Source organism: Undibacterium sp. 5I2 (genome assembly GCF_035019605.1).
GTDB lineage: Bacteria > Pseudomonadota > Gammaproteobacteria > Burkholderiales > Burkholderiaceae_D > Undibacterium.
Genome location: NZ_JASJVS010000022.1, coordinates 1 through 20,479 on the forward strand (window position 1 = coordinate 1; position 20,479 = coordinate 20,479).

Annotated in this window: 10 protein-coding genes; 5 read left to right on the forward strand and 5 right to left on the reverse strand. The window is 56.2% G+C overall.

What is annotated here, in order from left to right; genetic code table 11:
• From QN359_RS09630 to QN359_RS09640, 3 genes are all read left to right on the forward strand, one after another.
• The coding region (locus QN359_RS09630) for a hypothetical protein (protein ID WP_323493416.1) at window positions 1-262 on the forward strand (262 nt) is incomplete at its 5' end.
• Window positions 262-513, forward strand: a complete 252-nt coding sequence (locus tag QN359_RS09635; protein ID WP_322249808.1) for a cysteine peptidase family C39 domain-containing protein — start codon at window positions 262-264, stop codon at window positions 511-513. The genes QN359_RS09630 and QN359_RS09635, both read left to right, overlap by 1 nt.
• On the forward strand, window positions 492-1,151 hold the full coding sequence (locus QN359_RS09640; RefSeq protein ID WP_323493571.1) for a hypothetical protein: 660 nt from the start codon (window positions 492-494) through the stop codon (window positions 1,149-1,151). The genes QN359_RS09635 and QN359_RS09640 overlap by 22 nt, the downstream gene beginning before the upstream one ends.
• 290 nt (window positions 1,152-1,441) lie before the next feature.
• Here QN359_RS09640 and QN359_RS09645 read toward each other — a convergent pair whose 3' ends face one another.
• The 4 genes from QN359_RS09645 to QN359_RS09660 all read right to left on the reverse strand — a co-directional run bounded on the left by QN359_RS09645 (window position 1,442) and on the right by QN359_RS09660 (window position 6,058).
• On the reverse strand, window positions 1,442-2,107 hold the full coding sequence (locus tag QN359_RS09645) for a GNAT family N-acetyltransferase (RefSeq protein ID WP_322249806.1): 666 nt from the start codon (window positions 2,105-2,107) through the stop codon (window positions 1,442-1,444).
• Window positions 2,108-2,185: 78 nt separating this feature from the next.
• Window positions 2,186-3,382, reverse strand: coding sequence for a multifunctional CCA addition/repair protein (locus QN359_RS09650; protein ID WP_322249805.1), 1,197 nt, complete (start codon window positions 3,380-3,382; stop codon window positions 2,186-2,188).
• A 5-nt stretch (window positions 3,383-3,387) separates the two neighbouring features.
• Window positions 3,388-4,101, reverse strand: a complete 714-nt coding sequence (locus QN359_RS09655) for a glutathione S-transferase family protein (protein WP_322249803.1) — start codon at window positions 4,099-4,101, stop codon at window positions 3,388-3,390.
• Window positions 4,088-6,058, reverse strand: coding sequence for a lytic transglycosylase domain-containing protein (locus QN359_RS09660; RefSeq protein ID WP_322249801.1), 1,971 nt, complete (start codon window positions 6,056-6,058; stop codon window positions 4,088-4,090). The genes QN359_RS09655 and QN359_RS09660 overlap by 14 nt, the downstream gene beginning before the upstream one ends.
• A 35-nt stretch (window positions 6,059-6,093) precedes the next feature.
• Here QN359_RS09660 and QN359_RS09665 point away from each other — a divergent pair, with 35 nt between their 5' ends.
• Window positions 6,094-6,690, forward strand: coding sequence for a 5-formyltetrahydrofolate cyclo-ligase (locus QN359_RS09665; protein WP_322249800.1), 597 nt, complete (start codon window positions 6,094-6,096; stop codon window positions 6,688-6,690).
• Window positions 6,691-6,711: 21 nt separating this feature from the next.
• Here QN359_RS09665 and ggt read toward each other — a convergent pair whose 3' ends face one another.
• Window positions 6,712-8,445, reverse strand: coding sequence for a gamma-glutamyltransferase (ggt, locus tag QN359_RS09670; protein WP_322249798.1), 1,734 nt, complete (start codon window positions 8,443-8,445; stop codon window positions 6,712-6,714).
• 307 nt (window positions 8,446-8,752) lie between these two features.
• Between ggt and QN359_RS09675 the strand changes: the two genes are divergently transcribed.
• The gene (locus QN359_RS09675) at window positions 8,753-20,386 is read left to right on the forward strand and encodes a hypothetical protein (protein WP_322249797.1); all 11,634 of its coding nucleotides are present in this window, start codon (window positions 8,753-8,755) and stop codon (window positions 20,384-20,386) included.
• Window positions 20,387-20,479: the final 93 nt, after the last annotated feature.

A 20,479-nucleotide genomic window follows, 5' to 3' on the forward strand; every position in this document is an offset into this window, starting at 1 on the left:
AGCGACGCGATGGGAGGGGATGCAAACCCCTTCCAGAGTCTTTTCCATCGTCGCTTGCGACGATCCATTAACTTGTTTGCAGCTGAATGACCCGCTGTTCGGGCGCGGCGATTGGTGCTGCGCGCTGATGACGATAGCACGCACCACACTAGTTAGGCGCTTCCCCGATGCCGTCGCTGTGCCGCGCATTCTCTTACTATGCATCGGCAATGGAGCATCGCAACAGTTGCAAGCTGATGAATGCGGGCCGTGGCGCGTGTGATGAGAGCAATATTGCAAACTGAAACGACGGAATGCGGGCTCGCTTGTCTGGCGATGATCGCTGCACACTTCGGTCGGTATATCGAATTGGCTGATTTACGCCGGCGTTTCAGTATCAGTCTGAAAGGCGCGAGCATGGCGCAATTGATGCGACATGCTGCGACATTGGAATTGTCGACACGTGCGTTGCGACTAGAACCTCTCCTTGATTCGGTCTATTTGAATGAGCTATGTTTGGAAAATTATTCCTGAGTGCTGTGTTTTTCGTAGTCCTTTTTTTTCCGGAAAATATAGGCGTGGACAAACTTTCCCATCGATATGTGTGGGTAGGCATGATCTCTGCTGAGCATTTGAAACATTGCAAACAAGCCTTTTTCGATGATCCGACTTTACGTGCGATTGAATATCGCGCCTCGCCTGGTGCGTCTGCCGATGCTAAACGGATAGGGGCAGAAATCGAAGCATTGATCGATATGCGACGACTGTCGACTTTTGCGAGAGGCCAATGTGGTTCCGCCTGTGCCGTTGCTTTTTTGCTTGGGCATGAACGCGTATTGCTGGCTTCTTTGGATCAGGTTCCGACCCACTTGTTTATCCATGTGCCCAGAAACAGTCTGACTAAAGAAATGAATTATGGTCATGCCGACCGTGATTTTAAAAAAATCGTCGCACGCAGCGGTAATCGATTTCCGCTCTCTTTGTTGGAAATGACTTACGAGGTCAAAACGCCTGAGGGCGGCCTCTATATCTTACGTCAGGCTGTCGCGTCAAAGGAAAATGGTGGTCTGCACCACGTTTGGTTTTGCGCTGGCGACGAACTCATTACGCAGCAGTCTTGTCAGCCTGTGGTTGGCGTGACGCCACAGGATTTAGGGATCGCCATCGAGTAATTTATTTGTTTGCTTGACTGGCTTGGCCTGTGCGAAATTGTTAGCTTCGCCAATGAGCGAGGGAAAAAAGGACTGCACTGATCTGGTATTTCTTAGCGTCAAAAAATTTTCACAGGCTTGCTTTTCGGTGCTGTTGTATGGCAGATTTTTTTGAGCTCATATTTTTGCAAGAACACGCATATAAAAAAGGCAAACAGCGTATTGGTGTTGTTCGGCAGTCGGTTGCTTGATGTTGCTTGAGATGTGAAAAATATCTTGGCCGAGTCTAGCATTGGGAAAACTACACTGGCCTAGCGGTCTTTCCAACCCGGCAAATGCTTGAGCCATTTGGCAGCGGCGCGGGCATTGGCTTTGATGGTGTAGTCGATGGCGGCCACTTGTTCTTGCACGGCTTCGAGCAAGACGCTGGCGGCGTCGGCCGGGCTCAATTTGAGATAGGCATCGGCTTCGCCGTATTCGCGATGAATTTCCATACCGGCTTTTCTGGCAATATGGATCATGGTTTGATTCGATGCCAGGCAATGCATGTAGAGGGTGTCAACATCGGCATTGCGGCAGTGAATTGCGCCGCGTTCGAACAGTTTCGCGCCTACTCCTTTGCCACGTGCGGATTTCGAGACCGATACGCCGAATTCGGCGATGCTGTCCTTCTCACTGATGTCATCATTATCGGTGCGCGCGGCGAAGGCGAGGTGGCCGACCCCGACCAGGCGGAAACGGTGGCTCATCACGCCGAATACCTTATCGCGTGAAAAATCGAGGCCTTCCACATACTTTTCGACCATGACGTCGGGCAAATAAGTGCCGAAGCGCAGTAAGCGGTCACTTTCTTCCAGGGCGAGAAAATGCTGGAGAATGCGGTGACGGTCTTTTTCGGCCAGTTCTTTGACGTAAACCTTGGCTTTACTGCTCGTCGAGGAAGGGGCTGGGGAGGCGTAGAGGTCGGCAGAATTCATGATGTGTCCTTACTGCAATTGAATTTGTGCAGCGCACAACGCATTGTAGGCGATTCTGGCGAATTATTCCAGAAAAGCTTAGTTTTCTTGCTTAAGTACTTGATTTTCAAGATGCTGCACTGCGGCAATTCTGGCCTTGCGCAGGGCTTCGGGAATGCTTTTTTGCTGTTCTACGCAAAGCCTGGCGATGGCAGCGCCATCGACTTGTTGCACTGCATGTAGCGCCTGTTGCCAAACCACGGCGGCCGGGAAGTCTTGCTGTGCGATACCAGCGCGGCCGCATTGAGCACATTCGGCGGCGCGCAGCAGTTCGAGGAAGCGTTGCGGCTTACGTAAGCCGTCATTGCGCACCAGCAGGTCGACGATGTCACTGCTGCACATGGAGAATACGCGTCCGAGATGGCCAAGCTCGCGCGCGGTCATGAAGGCCAGATCGCGGCACTCGCCCGGTACTTTCAGGCGGCGGCAAACTTGTTCCACCAAGCTAGCTTTGCCTAAATCATGCAATAAGGCGGCGAAACGTACTGGCAAGGGAAAGTTGCGTGCGGCGGCATAATCGATGCACAGCATGACATGGATGCCGGTATCGCTTTCAGGATGGTGCTGTGGTGCTTGCGGCACGCCCCAGAGGGCGTCGAGTTCTGGCAGGATGCGTGCCAGCGCGCCGGCGCTGCGCAAGACTTCAAACATGCGCGAGGGTTTGGCTTCCATCAAGCCGCGTGCCAGTTCTTGCCATACCCGTTCCGGCATCAAGGCGTCGACTTCGCCGGCCTCGACCATGCTGCGCATGAGCGCGGTGGTTTCGGGTGCAACCGTGAAGTCGTGCGGTGGCAGCGAGAAGCGAGCGGCAAAGCGGGCCACACGCAGTATGCGCACCGGATCTTCGGCAAACGCCGGTGAGACATGGCGAAACATGCGTAGTTGCAGGTCGCGCTGACCGCCGTAGGGGTCGTACAGTTGCCCATCCTCATCTTGCGCCATGGCGTTAATGCTCAGATCGCGACGTATCAAGTCTTGTTCCAGCGTTACGCTGGGGTCGGTATGGAACACGAAGCCTTGGTAGCCTGCGGCAGTTTTGCGCTCAGTGCGCGCCAATGCGTATTCGGCATGACTGTGCGGATGCAGGAATACCGGAAAGTCTTTACCGACGGCTTGATAACCTTCGGCCAGCATTTGCGCCGGGCTGCTGCCGACGACGACATAGTCGCGGTCGTGCACCGGCAAGCCGAGCAAGGCATCGCGCACCGCACCGCCGACGACATAGGTTTGTTTCATCGCATTCAGCTTCCCGAGCGTGCCTCGTGCCACGCGACGGTATCGGTTTCTGTCAGGGCGGTGGCGATCCAAGCGGCCACAGCCGGATGGGCGATCAGGCGTTCTGCATAGGCTTGCAAGGCCGGTGCCAAGGTGACGCCATAACTGCGCAGGCGCATGACGATCGGAGCAAAATAGGCATCGGCGATGCAGAATTCTCCGAACAGGTAGGCATGCGCGCCATAACGGGTCAGACAATCTTCCCAGATTTCGCAGATGCGGCCGATATCGGCTTGCGCGCCCGAGCTGCGTGCTTGCTCGCGCAAGTCGGCGCGGATGTTCATCGGCATGTCGTGGCGAATCGAGGCAAAGCTGGCATGCATTTCGGCGCAGATGCTGCGCGCATGCGCGCGCGCGCCTACATCGGCCGGCCATAAATTGCGCGAGCTGAATTGTTCGGCCAGAAATTCGCAAATCGCCAAGGAATCCCAGATCGCCATGTTGTTGGCGATCAGTACAGGCACTTTGCCGGCCGCCGAGTAGCTGGCGATGCGTGCGGCGGTATCGGCTTGACCGAGTGCAATGCGGACTTCCTCGAAGGGTATGCCGAACGCGCTCATCACCAACCAAGCACGCATCGACCAAGAGGAATAATTCTTATTGCCTATTACCAAGACCATGCGCTGGCGGTGCTGTTCCAGCAGGGCCGCGATGGCAGGATGGGTTTCAGTCTCTTGCATCAGCTTTCAATTCTTCGGTGAGGGCAGGATCGGCACTGTTCATCCCTTTCGGTATGACCATGCCGAGACGGGCTTTGAGCGATTGCGGTTTTTTTTCCAGCATGGCGGCGTAGAACGTGGCATTCGACAAGACATTTTTGACGTAGCCGCGGGTTTCGGAAAACGGTATCGTTTCGGCAAAAATCGCTCCCTCGACCGGACGGCTCAATTTGGCGCGCCAGGCGCGTGGTCGGCCCGGGCCGGCATTGTAGGCGGCCGAAGCCAGTGCCTGTGAGCCGCCGAGGTCGCTCAATACCATGTTGAGGTAGTTGGTACCGAGCGTGATATTGGTATCGATATCATTGACTTGCTCAGGTACAAAATTACCCAAGCCGATTTTTTTGGCGACATAACGCGCCGTCGACGGCATGATTTGCATCAGGCCGGAAGCCCCGACCTGTGATTTAGCCGTCATGATGAAGCGTGATTCTTGTCGTATCAGGCCATACACCCAGGCCATGTCGAGTCCGAGTGCCTGAGTAGTTTTGTACATGCTGTCGTTAAATGGCGTCGGATAGCGCTGACTGAAATCGAGTTCACCCTTGGTCCGGTCGGAGGTGTTGACCATGCGGTCGAGGAGATTGTTTTGGCGTGCCAATTCGGCAGCCAGCAGATGTTGTCGTTCTGTTAGCTTGCGCAATTCCCAGTTCCATTCACGCGTGCCCTCAAGGCGCAGGTTCATGGAATAAAATTTCAAGGCTCTTTGTAAATTTTGATTGCGCGCAATAGGTTCCAGTTCTTCGGCACTGATCGGTTTGGCATTGGCAGGTACGCCGATTTTTTGGCCGCTTTCTTCGCTCGCCAGTTGACCGTAGAAATGCAGTTGTTCGGCGATGCTGGCAAACAACTGGCGCGCTTCATCAGTTTTGCCTTCTTCTTTGAGCGCGCGGGCTAGCCAATAGATCCAGGTCGGGTCATTTTTCAAATTGGCCGGCATGTCGAGAATCGCGCTTTTCACGCGTTTCCAGTCGAGTTCGCGCAAGGCGCTGCGGACGCGCCATTGGTAGGCTTCGTTCGAGAAATTTGCGCCATCGGCGCGCAGCCAGTAGCTTGGTGCTTCCGCTTCCAGTTTCAGGGCCGATTGCAAGGCGATCTGGGCCCAAGCATTGGCGCGTTCAGTGCTACTGAGGTGGGCATCGTAGCGCGACAGATTATCGGCGGCTTCGCCGCTGTCTTTGCGGGCGGCGCGGCCGAGTGCGAGTAAATACAGCTCACGTCCGGCGCGATTGTTATCGGGACCGTTTTTAATGATGGCAGTGGGTTTGTCGAACACCGCACTGATTTTTTTATCGGCCACGCCGAGTAATTTTCCTAGTTTTTGCGCCAATGCTTGGGCACCGGCTTCGGCCGCCATGCGCATCTGTCCCCATAATTCAGTTGGGCCGAATTGGCCGTTGTCGACCAAGTAATTGACTAAGCTGTAACAGCCCTCGCCATAATCGCGTGGGGTCGTGAGCAGTGCTTGTGCTTGGGCGGTAACTTTTTGCTGTTTGTAGGCTTTCGATAATACGGCGTAGCAACGCAGTTGGTTGTCATCCGCGACCACGAAGAGCGGGTATTGTTGGTCGAATATCTCCCATTCGCCGCGTTTGCCAAGTTGGCTCAGCCAGTCGTTGCGCAGACGATCAGCGATGGCGCTACCTTGATATTGCGTGATGAAGGCGCGCATTTCGGTGTTGGAGGCGCTGGCCAGATGGGCGCGGATACGGTAATAATCGACATACGAGGGAATCGCGTATTGCGGCAGTGCTTGCGCATACAGTTCGGCATTGGCCGCATCATCATGAAACGCCGCATCGCGCAGAGCCATGAAACGGTCGTCGTCGGTGACGAAGGTTTTTGGTGCAGCGCTGGCGATGCTGCTGAAACCTGCTAAGATCAGCGCACTTAAAGGGTATAAAAGTTTTTTCAGAGACATGTTTTTACATCGTTTTCATCACTATTTTTGACAGTATGACACAGCCACCTGCCAGCGCGCATCCACAGACTGCAGAAGTCTGCACGGACCGAAAAACTTTGCGTGCGCTTCTTGTTGCTCGTCGGCATGCAATCGCGCCAGCGGATAGAAGCGCGTGGGATGCGCAACTGGGGCAGCAATTGCTCGATTGGTGTAGCCGCACAACTATGCGCAGTCTGGCCGTGTATTGGCCGATACAGGGTGAACCCGATTTGCGTCCGGTGTACCGGCAGTTGCGCGCGCTCGGCATGGTGCTGTCTTTGCCGGTGGTCAGGGCGGCGGGCGCAGCACTGGATTTCGCGCTGTGGGAAGAAAATGCCGAATTGCAAGTTGATCGCTATGGCATCGCCATCCCCCCAGTAGGGGCCACCATGCTGGTGCCAGAGGCGCTGCTGATTCCCTGTGTCGGCTTCAATGCACGTGGCTTTCGGCTCGGCTACGGCGGTGGTTTTTATGATCGTACGCTGGCGCAATGGCCGCAGGCAACATCACTGGGGCTCGCTTACCTATGCCTGCAAGAGGAATTTGCCGCAGGCGAATACGATATCGCGATGGATCAAATGTTGACGGCCGGCAGTGTCAGTGCTGTTTGACACTGGCCGGTCGTGGGCAGTTTAAAAGCCGAGCGCCAAACCATCGGGACTGCGCGGGTCGGCGAAGCCGTAAAATTGGCCGTCACTGATCTGTATCGTTTCGGTTTTTCCAAGCACGTTCGCCGGCGTTAAATTCTGGCCCTTTTTGCGCAGTAATTCCAGGGTGTCGGCGCTGATGCCTTTTTCATAGTATAGGCGGTCCGGCATCCATTGCTGGTGAATGCGCGGGGCAATGGTGGCTTCGGCGATGTTCATGCCGTGGTCGATGACATTGAGCAGCATTTGCAAGGTAATGTTAATGATGCGACTGCCGCCGGGGCTGCCGGTGACGAGGAAGGGTTTGCCATCCTTGAGCACGATGCTTGGTGTCATTGAACTCAATGGCCGCTTGAGGGCCTGCACCGCATTGGCGGTACCGCCGACCAAACCGAAGGCATTCGGGGTCCCGGCTTTGACGGAAAAATCATCCATTTCATCGTTGAGCACGATGCCGGTACCGGCCGCCACGATGCCGCTGCCGAAATTCAGATTAAGGGTGTACGTGGTAGCGACGGCATTGCCGAAGCGATCAGCCACGCTGAAATGGGTGGTTTGGTCGCTTTCATAACCAGGTGGCTGGCCTGGTTTGATCTGGCTCGATGGGGTGGCGTGTTCCGGGTCAATTTTAGCGACCAGTTTCGCCGCATAGCTGGGAGAAGTCAGCCCGGCCACCGGCACGTGAAGAAAGTCGGGGTCACCGAGGTATTCTGAGCGGTCGGCATAAGCCAGTTTCATGACTTCGCTCATTTGGTGCAAGGTGGTGGCGCTGTTGGCACCTTGTTCTTTGAGCGGATAATGCTCGAGCATGTTGAGCATTTCAATCAGGTGCACGCCACCGGAACTCGGTGGCGGCATCGATACCACCTCATAACCGCGGTACTTGCCGCGCACTGGTTCGCGTTCGATGGCGCGGTAATTTTTTAAATCGGCAGCGCTGATGAGGCCTTGATGCCGTTCCATTTCAGCGACTAGCTTGCGCGCAATATCACCTTCATAAAACGCTTTGCCACCTTGTTCGGCGATGAGTTTGAACGACTTTGCCAAATCACTTTGCACTAGCAATTCACCGCTTTGCAAAGGGCGATTTTGTTTGAAAAAAATCGCTCGGCTAGCTGGCCAGCGACCTAAGTGTTCACGCTCGGCATCGAGCACGGAAGCGAGATAGGGGCTGATGCGAAAGCCATTGGCCGCGAGTTTGATGGCCGGTGCCAACACTTGCGACATGGACATGCTGCCGTATTTGCGCAAGGCCAGTTCAAAGCCAGCCACGCTACCCGGTACGCCGCTGGCCAAGTGGCTGTGGGTTGAGCGGCCGGCGATGACCTTGCCGGCCGCATCGAGATACATATCGCGCCGCGCCGCAGCCGGGGCCATTTCGCGGAAATCGATGGCGTTATCGCGACCCGAGCGGGCATCATGAATGAGCATGAAACCGCCACCGCCGATATTGCCGGCGTTCGGTAAGACGACGGCCAAGGCAAAACCGACCGCGACGGCGGCATCGACCGCATTGCCGCCACTTTGCAAAATCTCAGCGCCAACCCGGGTCGCCAGCGCTTGTTCCGATACCACCATGCCATGCGGCTGACTGAGCGGACTGATGATAGGGAAGTTGCTGTCGTAATGAATATTTGCGGCCACTTGAGCGGCAGCAAACGGCGCTGCGACGCCGATTGTCAACAGCAGAAGCAGGGCGTTTTTTTTGTATCGTGACATGTTGGGACTCCGTGTCTATGTGCTGTGTTCTCTAGGCAAGCACAGTGCTTGAATCTGTATTTTCAGTTTTTATTCTACCCCGTATTACCGATGCCGGTTTTTGTGGTTGTTTTTTACAAGTTAGTGTGGTGCTCGCGTGTGAGGATAGGTCGCGCATTTTTTCGTTCGTTTCTCTCTATATAAAGGATACTTTGTGTCGCTTACTTCGATACCTAGCTCGTGCAATACCAGCGCTGCCTTGATGGCTCAATGTTCTTCTTTTTGGTCTTCGCTGCGCCGTTTGTGTGGGGCCACTAATTGCACGCAGATGCCATCAGCTTGTTTGCCGCCGCGGATCGCGGATGCCTTGGCTCAATTGCGTGCGCCGGGGGGCTGGAGTGCGCAATGGGCGATACTGTTGCCGGAGTTATTGTTGCAGTCGCCACAGTGGCCGCCGCAGCGTGGATTGGCGATCTTGCAGCAAGATGGCTCGGGGCCGGTACAACATTGGCATGATTACCCGGCTCCGCTGGCTAGCGATACGGATGCGGAGAATGATGTGTGTTTGTTGCGCCGCGGAGTAGACCATTATGTCGCTGTGCAAGACGCGGGGATCCGCGATCCCGGTGCCGGCGGCGACAGTTTTTTACGCGCCTTGGGTGAGGTACTCGGTCGCGACACCAGTGCGTCGGCGTTGGCACAATGGCGCTGTGAGCTAGCTGATTTTTTTTCTCAACACTGGCATGTGCTCAAGCCTTTATTTGAGAGTGATATTCTCAATTCCGAGTTGGCGCGGTCGGCGGCAAGCCTGTTTTTTCGCCAGGAATTTCGTCGCGCCATTGCTTATGCCGACAGCTTGGTTATATACGACCATCAAACTGCAGTGCTCAATCATCTGCGCGCGCGCGGCAGCTTTGGCGTCGCTGAGCATTGGCCGGAATTGGCGGTGGCGGCTGGTTTGGTGCCGCGTCTCGTGGTGTTGAGTGATGATTTGAGTGTGGCACAGGTGTATAGCGATGATGCGTCGCCAAAGAGTATGGCGGCCAATGCCTTAACGCTGGCCGATCTGTGCGGCCCGGTGTTGCGTCAAGTGGAGCAAACTTGGTTCAGTTTACGGGAGGGAGAATGGCATCCGGCGGCCGATTTTTATGCGGCTTTGCAGGGTAGTCAAGGCATGGGGCCACAGCCATCCAGTCCGCTGGACATGGCGGCGCAAGTGGCGAAAACGGTAAAACACAATTGGTCGCAATGGCAAACATATCTGCTCGGGCCGGTGCCTGCACAGGGGCTGGCGGAACCGCCGCGCGCCGATGCCGACATGCTGCTGAGCTTAAAGAAGCAACGTGAAACCAGATGGCGGGACGATGCCGCTTTGCAGCAGCGTTGTTTTACTGTTGAGGAAAAGCTGGCACAGAAAATTGAAGACATTCGATGTTTGCGCGCACTGCGTGAGAGCCCAGCCATCGAGGCGACGCGTCAGAAGGCGATGGCCATGCAGGATACGATATTGGAAAAATTTAACCAGAGTTTTCAGCTTAGCGATGCCTATACAGCCATGCAAACGCTGGAAAACAGTCTCGATCTTCATCAGAAAGAATTGGTCGACGTGCTCGGGCCGGTGGCGGCTTTAAGTTGTCGCATCGGTGCCGCTGAACTCAAAAGCTGCTTGCTATCGTGCGAAATCACCTCGCCTTTTTTTGAAGAAATCGATACGCGCAGCGTGCGCCGCCAACAAGCTTTGTTACAACGGGCCGATGCCCTGATAGAACGCTTGAAACAACGCGCTGTGGCGCTGCCGGCGGCGCGTCTGTGCTTAGCCGAGACCACCGAGTTGTTCATCGGCATGCGTGGCAAGGCGGCCGCCCATGTCGCGCAGCGCGCCGCCTGTGTGGCTGAGCTCGCGAGGCCGGCAGCGCTTGAATTCAAACAATTGACGTGGTTGATTAGCAGCCTGGGGCCGATTTACCGTCGTTTGGCGCATGATATCGCTAAGCAAGTGGCCGTTTTGCCACCTTTGGGCCCGATCCAGTACCTCGAGGTATTCGGCCCGGCGCTGATCGAGATGGAGCAACTGGACGCCTGCTGCGGCGGCGCACTCGCGGTGCTGCATGAGGATGTCTGGCGCACTTTGGAGCAGCACGATGTTTTGCTCAAGGAAACGCTGGCACGGGTGCGTGAACGTTTCTTGGTCGATACCGAGCAGGTGCAGATCGAATGGGGTATCGCGCAGACCAGCATGGCGGCCGTGTTGGCCTTGACGCTGGCGCTTGGCGCTGCTGCCACGGTGGTCGGCGGCATGCAGGGTGGGGCGGCGCTGAAAGCAGCACAGGCACGGCATCATGCTGATAAGGAACAATGGCGACGGGACTGGTCGGCGCAATCGACTACTGTGGATTCCTCCGTGTTGCAAACACCGGAATCTGCCACGATACTGCGTTATTTGCTCGATACGACGGTGTCGGTGTGCGATTGGGAAAGCGGCTTGCCGGATTTGCCGTACCCAGAAAAAATCCAGTGCTATCAGCGCGATATGGAACAGCGTCTGGCAGAGCAACCGGAACTGCTCGCGCAGTTGCTCGAACAATGGCAGCGGCATCAGGTGCCAGTGCCAGCACAAAGCTTGGCGCAATTCACGGCCGAACAAATGCAGCAGCGACCATGGCAGACACCGCAGTGGCGTTGGGATGCGCCGGCAGACTTGCGCGCGCCGGGGCCGGTCGCGGATGTGTTCGGCCAAGACGGCGCACCTGGCGCCGTATTCGAATGGTTGGCGCGCACGCTGCTGGAGCAAGGTGAGGCGGCGTCGGCACAGTTTGAACCTGTGCTGTCCGTGCTGGGACAGCCGACTTCGTTGGCACCGACGGCGCCGCCGCTGCAGGCGTCGCCGTCCATCGCGCACGACTTGGGCGTGGCAGAGCCGAGCGTGGATGCGCTGCCGCATTGGCTATCGCCGCCTGACAATATCTTGCGCTCGAGCTTGGAACTCGGCCTCGGTGCCGGCTTGTCCTTGCTGGGACAACCGCTGCTTGGTAGCGTCGTGTTATTTGCTGCTTTGTCGCGACGTACGGAGGCGCGTAGCGGTATGCCGCAGGCTTGCCTGAGCCTGGGAGGCGACCGCGCGGAGCCGGAGTCGAGGGAAATCAAGCGTCGCGGGGCCTTGATCGACATGGCTGGTGATGAGACCACGGTGAGGACGGCAAATTCTGATGAATTTGAATATAGGCAATTTCAAGAGGTGCTCCAAGAAGCCTTCCGTTTGCATTTGCACGAGGGCGACAGTGTGAGCGGCATACGCCGACTGGCTGACGACACCTTGGTGTTGGATGGGATGAATGTGCGCAGCGGTCAGCCGTTCGAGCGTCGCCTCACGCCAGCGGAACAGATCAGGGAGTTGGAGCGCTTGCATCTGAGTATGCAGGAAAGCGATTTGCCGGCCGCCGAGTCCTTCAGCGGCACCGCCTATACGGTTGGCAATCCACGTCTGGTGCAGATCGGCGCTGTGTTGACAGCCGCCATCAGCTTACTGACCCAGGGGAGTCCGAAATATTACAGCGGTGTCGAACTGTATGGTCAAACCTCCGATTCGTGGCAAATCATTGAAAACCTCACACCGCTGATTGATGGGACGGTCAAATTTGTACTCAAGCATGCATCGCCCGCCCTCGCCGCGCGCTTGCTCGGCAGCGGGTCCGGTTTATGGAAGGCGATTTCCAGTGGCATCGGCGGGGGGCTGTCGGCCGGTTTTTCGACGGGCGATGTGATTATGGGTGTGGCCGGAATACGGGAAGCCGTGCGCGTACTCGGCGATGAACATGCCAGCTCAGGCCAAAAGACCATGGCGATCTTTCAGATCAGTGCGGCTGCCACCAGCTTTGGTATGAGTGCGACGCTGGTGTCGGCCAGTTGGGCCGCCAGTGCCGGTATGGCGGGTGCGGCCTCCTTCGCCGGCGGGGCCGCGTTGGTATTTATGCCGGTAGCGGTCGGGATTGCCCTCGGTGGCTATCGTTTGACGGCGGATTTGGCGATCATGGATCAGCATTTGTTGGAAGCCAATTCGATCTTGAAAAAATTGCGAGCATGTAATGGTTTATTGCTGCAACCTGTCAATGTAGGAACATGGCACAGCACCGCCGACGCAGCGGCGTCAGCGCAACTCGTGCGTGTCAGCCCACAGGTGCCGCTCGCTTGGCTCAATATGACGAAGGATGCGGTCGAACTGGAAATGTCATTGGACTTCGGCATTTTTGATGGTGCCGAAATGCCGCACATCCCTTATCCTGATGAGGCCACCCGGATGAACGTGATTCGCTCAGCCGGTCGGGCGATGAACGGTACGCTGTATCAGCACGGCAATCCGTTTCACCCCTATTACTCGTTATCGAAGCGGAACAGACGCTCGGAACGGCAATCGTTTTTCGGGGATGGTAAGCCCATAGTCGAAATGGTGCCGCTGGCAAAATCGCAGGATATCTGGGGCACGGACAGAGTGATGCTGGCGGCCACGGATAGCGATGTAAAGAATAAGCGGGAGCTCACCAAAGCAGAGATGCGCGATGATAGCAATTTTACGATCAGCAGTGGTAGCAAAGTAATCGATCAAGTCGAAACGGTTTACGATAAACATACGCTGCCGGTGCGCATGGCGCCGGAAGTGACGCTGCGCGTCTTGCCTCCCTTAGCCGGGCAAGAAAATCTGGTGACGCTTGAGCTCGAATTGGTCGGCGATGGGAATGCTCTATTTCCTTTGCAAATTTCCGGCGAAGTCGCGTATCGATTAAGCGGCAAGGGCGGCACGCCAGTGATGGAATTTGTGAGTGTCCCGTTTTCGTCCGCGCGCGCCAAGCAAACCGAACTCTATAGCCAAATTGATGGTGAGCAATTTCATCTGATACGGCGTGGTTTGCCTGATATGTTGGCGGCACAAAATGCGATTCCCAAGTATTTGGATGAATTTCAGGCTGGGTTGGCATCGAAAACCGGCAGTTTGGCCGGGTATATTGCCCGAGTGATCGGCGACGGCCTGGTGCGAAAAGATGACGAGACCGGCTTATCGGCCGAGTATTACCAGCAATTTTTTGCCCAGGTCAAAGCCAACACCGATGCCGAAATGTTTTCGCATATGCTGGTAGACGGTCAGCCTTTGCGTCAGATGGCGCTGAATCCATCTTTTCTGCAGCGTGCTTTTGCCATGCGCGGACAAGCATTGAACCTATGGAATCCGGCACCGGTGTTGAGCAGTACGCTGTTTACCCCGGAAGAGGCAGTGCAATACCGCCAAGGCAGCTATCGCCCGGTATATGATGCCCAATTGCTGCATTTGATGCGGGTGCATGACCTCGTTGAATATCGGGCCTATTCGAGTGGGCAGCGGTATGATCCTATGCCCGCGCTGCTGCAACAGTGGTTGACGAGTTTGTTTGACAAGCTCGATGTCACGGTGGAAAACCGCGCCAGTTTCAGCCTCACCAATACTGTTGCTGCGCCGTTGCTGATGCGGGTGGTGGAGCAGGGTGTCGCCTACACGTATCGCTATCTTCGTCGAGACGGTTGGCAACGTTTGCGCCCGGAGAGGCTTGTTATTGAGCAATCATCGTCCTTCTCCGGCGCTGCTGCGCCCACCTTGCTTGCAACACTGGGCGCACCGCTGGAGGCGCATGAGCGTGGCCAAGTGGCGGTCGATCAACATGGTCGGCGTGAATTACTGGTGCAAATCGATGGCAACACAGTGCGACGTCCCTACACGCCACCGCCCGCGGCCTACCATACGGTTCACGCGCGCAGCGAAGATCTGGAATGCTTTCGCGCTCAGCTCGAGGCGGCACGTGCGGCATTGGCCGCCGATGCCACGGCGAACCAGCTGGAATGGGTGAGCTTGCCGGCTAAGGGTTGGGTCGCATCACGTACGCGCTATCACGACGGTGAGGAACGCGCACAACAGCAATTGGCTTGGAAGGCGGCGCAGGGAACATTATTGACGCAGGATGTCGCGCTGGCTTTGCTAGGGCGCGAACATGGCTGGAGCGAGCCACTCAGTCTTGCCATGCTGGATCGTTGCCTGACTCGCGTCAAGGGTGAACAAGCCCTGGTTGATCAATTCATGGTGCGTGCCTATGCCGAAGAAAATATGCTGGCGCGTGCCGGCGGTGACACAGTGGCCGTGGTCGCGCGCTACGAATACGGCAATGATGAAAGCAAACGCTTGACAGGCTTGCAATTTGACTGCCCGAGCGCGCCGCTGAGGGATGTGGTCGAGGACGCACTGAAACAGTGTCATGCTGAAATCGACAGAGTGACGATACAATGGAATTCTCTGGGCGAAGCGCATTTGCGCGCGTTTTACGATGCGGCTAACAGTGACTATATTGTGCCGCCGCCCGATCATGGCGCACCCTTGGTGTATCTTGGGCGGGTTGCGCGTGACCCGCATTATTATTTCACTCGTTTCGGCTTCTCACACGAATTGCTACGTTTCAACCCTGCCTTGCATGAACGGTTCGACGAGTACCAAGTCGAACACCAGCTCAGCCACGCGAAGTTGGTCACGTTGCTGGGCGCCGGTAGTATTGCCAACGGCAGTTGGCAGCAGCATGGCGACGGTGAATTTTTTTGGCTCAATGGCGACCGCCGCAGTGTGACTCCGATCGATACCTTACAGGGCCGCTTTCTGCGTGTGCACGATCAGACTGGCCTGCGGTTTGCAGAATTTTCCAGCGCTGCCGAGTTGCCGACAGCGCTGGCCGAGCGTTTGATGGCTGAAGCGGCTTTGCAAGATATACGTAGCCTACGCGCGCAATTACCTCTGGCGGGGAAGATCGCTGCTGATTTACCTATTCGTTTGGGTTATCGCTCGCCGGCGCTGGCGCTACTGGGCTGGGAACGTGCGCAAAGCACGCTTTCCCTACAAGAAATGATCACCACCTATGGCTTATATTTGCCTGCGGGAAAACAGGAGTATGCCGCCTTGGTTCAATTGCTGGACGTTCGTGAAACAGTTCTCGAGGGCATCACTATGGGCTATACGCCGACCCGAGATCGCTACGGTGAACACTACGAAATGCGCGGCCACAATGCGCAGTTGGTGGCGCTCGATTGCGCGAACGGCAGTCAGCTCGACAAGGCGCGCGAATACTTGCGGTATGGCGAAGTGATGCTGGCCGAAGCGGTGCGCTTCACCTCGTCGAGCTTGAGTTTATGGGTGTTTCCTAACGGCAATTTGTCGCCGCAACAGACGGCCCCCGAATTTGTCGTGACGACGCCTGATTTACGTTATAGCGGACGCAACAATGGCAGCGCCTGGTTTGTTCATCCGCAAGGACAAGCTTTGTCGCGCGCGGTGCTGCAATCGGAAGCAGAAATCACACAAACTTTGCAGCGGCTTGAGGCCGAGCAGTATCGTGATTTGGCTCAGCAGCAGCCGCTTTGGCTGAGCTTGCCGGCACCGGCGCTATTGACACGCCTGGGTCTGCGTGGCGAGCAACTCAATTTCAGTGGAACCGGTGACGCCTTGGTCAACGCGGTTGGCGAACGTTTCGAGCGGGTGCCGGCAGTCGATGGCAGCAGCAGTCCTTTGCTGGCCTTTTGCTATTTCCAACAGCTTGGTGCCGTGCAGCTGCCGGTATGGGTGTATCTGGGGGAAAATGAACAAATATTGACCACCGTACCGCCGTATGACCGGGAATTGCTGCATTACGAAGGAAGTCTGCCACTTCCCAACGGGGCACCATGTCATCGTCTGCGTCAGCCAAGCACGGGTGATTTGCTCGAATTGACGACCAGGGACAGCAGTCTACTGATGCCCGGCCAATATGACATCGTGCCTGGAAATCAAACTGGCTGGGAGGCTTATGTGTGTCCTGCCGCTGCGACCCCAACTGCCGTACTGCGCCTGTGGAGCCGCGCCGCGGACAGTCACACGGAACTGTACAATCGTGGCGAACGCTTTTTGGTAACGGCAGAGTTGCGTGGTCATTTCGTTTTGCATTGCAACAATGACTTGCCGCTGCAATTGACTGTCGCCGACCTGCCTAACTGGTCTGCGACGTCTGCTGGCGAGCAAAGTGACATCGTGTTTGCCAAAGCGAAAACGGCGACGCTGACATTGACGCCGTTTCCACGCGCCGGACTTGAAATCAATGGCGATGTGTATGCGAATGTGGCGCAACTCCTGCAGCGTCTGCAAAGCTACGCATCGAAGCTGCGATCAAGCTCCGTGGATTTGGCCGTATGGGCGGACCCGGTAGCCGGTATTGATGAACAAGGCGTGCCGCTGTTATTTGATGGCATGACGGGTGCCCTATGGCGTGCTCCCCGAGTCGACGGCGGGGTCAAGAAATGCTTGGGGCGGATGGCATGGTTCAGTTGCGACCGTACGCAACAGCGTGTCAGTTTTGCGATGAATACGAAACGTTCCGGTTTCGACACACCGTACGTCCAAGGCGCACGCGTCTATGAAACCGTGGCTGAAGCGGGCGGCATGCAACGCATCGGTGCGCAACTGGTGGAGCGCCTTGTGGCTGAAGAGGGCGCTATGCCGGAGTTTTTATTTGACTTGATACGCTTGCAGAATGGACAGTCGATGTCGCTGAAAGTGAACGCTCATCTGTTCGCTGTCGGTAGTGACGCCGAGTATATCAATGTGGAGCGCGGCGAATATTACTTATATGAAAAAAATGAGCGAACGCGTCTGGTTTTTGTTATTCCACCCGGTAAACAGCTATTGTTGGCACAGCGGCCGCTGGCAGACGAGAGCGGTCAAGTCTTTGTCCGCGTTACCGTGCTTGATCGCCCTGCCACAGTAGGGACCAGCCTTGCTCTCGACCGGGTGCGGCGCGGGGCAGGCAATTCGAAAGCTTGCGCTCCCGGCCCCAGCACCAGTCGCGCCCAAGCGGCCGGCCGGGCTTCCGCGGTCGACGTGGCAGCACGCCCTTTGATTAATTACCGCATGCCCGCGCAATGGTGCAGTCGCGCTACTCTGCGCAGCAATCTGGCGAATTTGCAGACTGCGTTCGAAGAACTGCCGCTCAAGTCGCAAGTTAGCAATGAGGTCACCAAATATTGGGTGCAAGCTCGCGCTCAACTCGAAGCCGAGGCGCATCAGCATTTTGCACATTTTTTATTGCCGCCACCGGCCGACGTGCGGCTCGTCAGCGAGTCCTTGGCGATTGATGATTTGCTTTCGGGGGCGGGCGGCAGTCAGAGTTTGATCATTGGCAGTGAGCCTGATGATACGGCGGCGGCGCTCAGATTCGCTCATGCGCAGTTACCCCAGTGGCGCAAGCAAGGGCAAAGTCATTTGTTGATACAGGGATTGCAGGATGAATTGTTTGGAGATGGCTTGGCCGCCTACATGCAAAATCGCGCCGTGATGCCTAAAGCCTTGAAACAGCTATTGCAGCAAAAGGATCAGGCGCTGCTGGCGCATGATCCCTACCTGTCGCCCAGCACGCCGATGTACTACGAAACGCTCAAGTTGGCAGTCGAACTCGGCATGGAGGTGCACTGCGTTGATACGCTGCTCTCCAGTGTGCCAAATAAAGATAATCCTGGATTACTGGTCAGCGGCCGTGGACAGGCGCGCACGGTCAACGATCGAGATCTCTCCATGACTGACGCGATGCAGGAAATGGCGGGTAAGACTGAAGTAAGCAATTATTTGTTTCACAAAGTGCATGCCGAAAAAATTCGCTCTGGCGAAAAATTTGTTGCCATTGTCAATGCGGTTAATGTGCATACGTCACGACCGGAACACCAGCCGTCGGGCGGCCGATATCGAGTCCGCCTCGCGGATGTGCAGGGTTTGGCCGAGCTCACCGGTGCGGTGGGCGTCACCATTGCGCCGCGTAGTGTGTTTCGCGACCGGCCGGTGCTGAGCATAGGTAGCCATTCGATTTACGGGTCCGGCACGCCATCTGTCGCTTTGCATGCACTGCAGCCGTTTTTACGCCTCGATTTCCATCCGGCTTCGGTGCGTGTACTGGCCATGGAGGCGTTTAAACGTAGCAAGATGGGGCATTCTTACGTGATCCTGCCAGCCGACGACACGGCACCGCTTAGTGTCGTGTTCCGAACGGACATGATAGACAAGGGAGCGGGGCAACTCGTGCCGATTACCGTTGACGCTGCTGGGCGTTGGCACCCTGAGTGGCCGGCGTGGCGCGAACCGATAGGCGCGCGCGAATACGATGGCGGTTTTGCTGATCGCGCTAGCTTCGAAGCGGTACTCGCGAGTAAGTTGAACCTTCAAGCGCTAACGTTGATGTTTGGACCGAGAAGTGGTCTGACCACCAGCCTCAGTGGCGCGACGTATTTACGTGGCAGTGAATTGACTAACGTTAGTCTGCGTGATGTAAATAATATGCGAGGCGCTGATTTACGCGGTGCTAATTGGCAATCCGTTACCATCAATGCGGCGACTGATTTCAGCGGTGCGCTGTTTGATCAAACGCGTATGAGCTTCAACTGGGATTCGGTCTACGCGAACCTCCTCCAGAGCGCGCCAACTGAGTGGGCCGGTCTTGTCGATCGGTATTTCAATCACCTTGGTAACCACCAACGTGGCTCCCTGCTGCTGGCGATAGAACGCATCCCTGATCTGCCGATCCGTGTCGAAGCCATGCGCAGTCTATTGGAAAAAATCAACCAGTACCCAAATTTTGATTTTTCGGTGGCGTATAACTCATTCGAAGATATCTTATTAAACCGCTCAGACGGGGCTTATTTACGGCATCCTGAGATACTTCGTTTTGTGCGCCAGCGCTTACTTCCCAGAGTGCTGGTTGACGCCGAAAAAATGGCGATCGCCAGCCCTTCAGCGGTGAAGTTTCGTTTGTTGAGCGAGATGCTGCTTGAGCCTGATGCCGCACCATTAACGCGGCACAGTGGATTGTTCAATCAGTTGATCATGCACGCGCAAGCGGCTGAATCGGTGGAGATGCAAAGCCTGGCGCGCAGCCTGGCAGATACATGGTGGGATGGCTTGCCGCTGGAAATACGTGAGTTCATCGATGAAGTCATGGACGATGCCAACGCCGCCAATGCGCATCGTTCTTTAGCGCAGCGCGTGCGTGTGCTGGCTACGGCCGATGGGACACTGTATGCGGCCATTCACGATGCAAAATTGGCGAGCATCTTGGAACAAGCGGACCGGGCAGCGGTGGAGTTGTGGGATCAGTTCAAATTTTTTGCCCGTCCGGTCGATCCGGTACGGCCTGATGCGTCACCCCAGCCGTTTGCATTTCTACGCGAACATCAACTGACAGCACTGGGAACGACCGAGCAAGTATTTAGTCGCTTACCTTTACTTGGTGCTATCTACCGCAGTATCAAAGGCCGCGTCGATACCGTCTCCTTCATCAAAGCCTTAGCTTTACCGCCGGCGCTGGAGCAAGACTTCCGGGCGGCGACTGAGGTCGGCGAGTTTAGGAACAAGCATCTTGATGGGAGTGAGGGCATGGCGACCGTACAAGAATTGTTCCATACTTCTTACATTCACACGGTGGATTTTGCGGATCGTTCGGGCGACCGCAAAACCTTGCTGCCGGACTTTGCTGCGCGGGTCTTGCGCACCTATGGCATGGAAGGGGCCTCGGCGCGTGAAAAGGGTGCTTTGATGTTTGGCATTTCAGCCTTGCTCGCGCATGTCTCGTCTAGTCATATTTTCGGTGAGGAGCTCTTTTCACCGACGCCGTTTCGGGAGTTGGCGATTGCTTTTCTGACGACGGCGGCCGAGTACAATCCGGCCGTGGTGCCGCGCAGGGTCAGCGGCTTCGCCAGTTTTACTTGGGAAGATCAATTGCGCGGTGTGCGACGCGGTAAGGTGGATGATCACACTTTGGAAGTAGCGCAGAGTTGCAGCGCTTCGATCAGCTATTCGATGCGCGAGCATGTCAATGAAAAGCTTGGCGAATTGGAACAGCAGGTCTTCTGGCGCGTCTTCCCGACCGCGTGGCGGCGTGGCTTTTGATCCGGGATAGCAGGGCGATCGCCCTGCTATCATAAAAAAAGCCGCACAGCTTACACTGTGCGGCTTTTGTATTTGCTGCGACCAAGGTCGCCG

What these genes read in the sequence shown, in the direction of transcription:
- QN359_RS09645 (WP_322249806.1), bottom strand. Translation starts at nt 2,107, where the DNA reads ATGAATTCTGCCGACCTCTACGCCTCCCCAGCCCCTTCCTCGACGAGC.
- QN359_RS09675 (WP_322249797.1), top strand. Translation starts at nt 8,753, where the DNA reads ATGCCATCAGCTTGTTTGCCGCCGCGGATCGCGGATGCCTTGGCTCAA.
- QN359_RS09640 (WP_323493571.1), top strand. Translation starts at nt 492, where the DNA reads ATGTTTGGAAAATTATTCCTGAGTGCTGTGTTTTTCGTAGTCCTTTTT.
- ggt (WP_322249798.1), bottom strand. Translation starts at nt 8,445, where the DNA reads ATGTCACGATACAAAAAAAACGCCCTGCTTCTGCTGTTGACAATCGGC.
- QN359_RS09660 (WP_322249801.1), bottom strand. Translation starts at nt 6,058, where the DNA reads ATGTCTCTGAAAAAACTTTTATACCCTTTAAGTGCGCTGATCTTAGCA.
- QN359_RS09655 (WP_322249803.1), bottom strand. Translation starts at nt 4,101, where the DNA reads ATGCAAGAGACTGAAACCCATCCTGCCATCGCGGCCCTGCTGGAACAG.
- QN359_RS09635 (WP_322249808.1), top strand. Translation starts at nt 262, where the DNA reads ATGAGAGCAATATTGCAAACTGAAACGACGGAATGCGGGCTCGCTTGT.
- QN359_RS09665 (WP_322249800.1), top strand. Translation starts at nt 6,094, where the DNA reads ATGACACAGCCACCTGCCAGCGCGCATCCACAGACTGCAGAAGTCTGC.
- QN359_RS09650 (WP_322249805.1), bottom strand. Translation starts at nt 3,382, where the DNA reads ATGAAACAAACCTATGTCGTCGGCGGTGCGGTGCGCGATGCCTTGCTC.